General features: G+C 50.6%; 2 protein-coding genes. Both read right to left on the bottom strand.

All coding sequences use genetic code 11. The features are described from left to right. Nucleotides 1-633: DUF4159 domain-containing protein (locus FP827_02690; protein MBA3051988.1), on the bottom strand; the 633-nt coding region annotated here is incomplete at its 3' end. Then, nucleotides 630-1,087 (bottom strand): tetratricopeptide repeat protein (locus tag FP827_02685; GenBank protein ID MBA3051987.1); only part of this gene is annotated, 458 nt, incomplete at its 5' end. The genes FP827_02685 and FP827_02690, both read right to left, overlap by 4 nt.

Raw genomic sequence — 1,087 nt, 5'->3', positions numbered from 1 at the left:
CGTGATTTTCACGGCCTCCAGCCGCTGAGCTTCGCCTCCGGGATAACAGCTGTAAATAAATCTTCCGCTCTCATCCCTGGCCCATGCGCCGAAAATATCGTTCCGCGAATATACGATCACCCAGCGCCCGTCTATCCGCACGCCGTAAAGAGAGGGAGAGACCGAATTGCGGCCCGCGGCCTTCGGCTGCAGATAGAAACTCCTGAATATGACATCATCCTCCGGTATTTTTTCAAGCGCTGCGGAGGGGAAAATTCCGGAGCTGAAATCTTTAACCGAGCGGTAAAAATCATCAAGCCCGTAGGACTCGGTCTCATCTATAAACAGAAAACCGCCTGATGAAAGATGTTTGGCTAGAAGAGCCGTTTCCTTTCTAGTAAAATCAGGCAGCGACCCCTTGCCCGTGACGCAGAGAAAGGGATAATCAAAGATACCCTGTCCCACCTCAAGATAAACCGCTTCCTGAGGGGGATCTATGGATGTGGACGAGGCGAGATATTTCAGGACGGCCTCCACAGAGCTTGACAGCGGCGAGGAACCGCCGCTTTTCTTTATTATGCAAAGCTCAAAAAGATCGCCGGCGAAACAGCATGCGGACAGGAGCAAAAAAAACAGTATTTTAAAAACTTTCATTTTCCGTTCTTCACAAGCGCGAGGTTGTATTTTAAATTCTCATCATCAGGATTTATAGACAGGCCCTTTTGAAAAAATTCTCTCGCCCCCGCGATATTGCCCGATCTCATCTCAATAAGGCCGAGTTCGTTCAAAGCGGCGTAATTAACGGGGTTTATGTTAAGGCATTTTCTAAACGCGGCCTGCGCTTCGGCCGTTTTCCCGAGCTTGCCCAGCGACAGCGCCAGATTATAATATCTCACATCATCCGGCGAGAGAGAGACAGACTCGGCGAAATGACGCGCGGCGGAATCATAATCTCCCTCCCCGAAATCAAGAACGCCGAGATTATTTAATGCCTCCGGCAATCCTGGATTTATACTGAGCGCCGCTTCGTATGACTTACGGGCTTCGTCACTTCTGCCGAGCCCCGCCCAGACAGGCCCCATATTGGTCAGGAGCCAGTCTATGTCTT

The organism is Candidatus Omnitrophota bacterium (assembly GCA_013791745.1).
Lineage (GTDB): Bacteria > CG03 > CG03 > CG03 > CG03 > CG03.
This window is presented reverse-complemented; position numbering and strand designations above follow the sequence as displayed.